This is a genomic window from Exobacillus caeni (assembly GCF_005747095.1).
GTDB classification, from domain to species: domain Bacteria; phylum Bacillota; class Bacilli; order Bacillales; family Guptibacillaceae; genus Exobacillus; species Exobacillus caeni.
This window is the reverse complement of sequence record NZ_SWLG01000052.1, coordinates 1-1,137: the sequence shown is the minus strand read 5'-3', so window position 1 is coordinate 1,137 and position 1,137 is coordinate 1. Positions and strand designations below refer to the sequence as shown.

The window sequence follows — 1,137 nt, the reverse complement described above, 5'->3', positions numbered from 1 at the left end:
GGTAAGATCCCTTAAAGATGATGAGGTTGATAGGTCTGGGGTGGAAGTGTGGCAACACATGGAGCTGACAGATACTAATCGATCGAGGGCTTAACCAAAATGATTATTGACTTTCATAAGGATGTTTGTTAAAATCAATAGCGTCGCTGTAGGTTGAAACAGTTGATGTTGCGTTATCTAGTTTTCAGGGAACAAACCCTGGAATGTCTGCATCTGCGTCTTACGAGTGTATGCTAACGAGTTGGATTCCTCGAAGCGAGATTGCAGAGAAGTACATACAAGTACATAGTCTGGTGATGATGGCGAAGAGGCCACACCCGTTCCCATGCCGAACACGGAAGTTAAGCTCTTCAGCGCCGATGGTAATTGGGGGATCTCCCCCTGTAAGAGTAGGACATCGCCGGGCTGTAAATATTCCACAGTAGCTCAGTGGTAGAGCAATCGGCTGTTAACCGATCGGTCGTAGGTTCGAGTCCTACCTGTGGAGCCATGGAGAGCTGTCCGAGTGGCCGAAGGAGCACGATTGGAAATCGTGTATACGCCTACCAGCGTATCGAGGGTTCGAATCCCTCGCTCTCCGCCATTCTAAAATGGCCCGTTGGTCAAGTGGTTAAGACACCGCCCTTTCACGGCGGTAACACGGGTTCGAATCCCGTACGGGTCACCAACAAAATATAGTGGAGGATTAGCTCAGCTGGGAGAGCATCTGCCTTACAAGCAGGGGGTCGGCGGTTCGAGCCCGTCATCCTCCACCATTATAAAATCCTATCATCGCGGGATGGAGCAGTCTGGTAGCTCGTCGGGCTCATAACCCGAAGGTCGCAGGTTCAAATCCTGCTCCCGCAACCAAATAAAATCTAACTACGTCGATTAACTTCATAGCTGGATTTTGATCATAGTACCTTTGGTGCAACCAAAAAAAATCTAACTTTTTTAGTAGAATTAATAAGGTCCCGTGGTGTAGGGGTCAACATGCCTGCCTGTCACGCAGGAGATCGCCGGTTCAAATCCGGTCGGGACCGCCATTCTAAATTTGATTTTTAAGGCTTGATAGCTCAGTCTGTAGAGCAACGAACGTTACATCATGACTAATCGATGAGTTGTTCCGACACAGCCTGCTTCGATAGCATAAGCTAG

Annotated in this window: 6 tRNA genes and 2 rRNA genes; all 8 read left to right on the top strand. The window is 48.5% G+C overall.

Annotated features, from left to right (window positions below):
* Positions 1-98, top strand: a 23S ribosomal RNA gene (locus FCL54_RS23700); the annotation flags it as partial.
* A 191-nt stretch (positions 99-289) separates the two neighbouring features.
* A 5S ribosomal RNA gene (gene rrf / locus FCL54_RS23695) occupies positions 290-406 on the top strand.
* Positions 407-415: 9 nt separating this feature from the next.
* Positions 416-490 (top strand) — tRNA-Asn (locus FCL54_RS23690).
* Between the two features lies 1 nt (position 491).
* A tRNA-Ser gene (locus tag FCL54_RS23685) sits at positions 492-583 on the top strand.
* A 9-nt stretch (positions 584-592) separates the two neighbouring features.
* Positions 593-667 (top strand) — tRNA-Glu (locus tag FCL54_RS23680).
* A gap of 12 nt (positions 668-679) precedes the next feature.
* Positions 680-755, top strand: a tRNA-Val gene (locus FCL54_RS23675).
* A gap of 17 nt (positions 756-772) precedes the next feature.
* Positions 773-849 (top strand) — tRNA-Met (locus FCL54_RS23670).
* 100 nt (positions 850-949) lie between these two features.
* A tRNA-Asp gene (locus FCL54_RS23665) sits at positions 950-1,025 on the top strand.
* Positions 1,026-1,137: the final 112 nt, after the last annotated feature.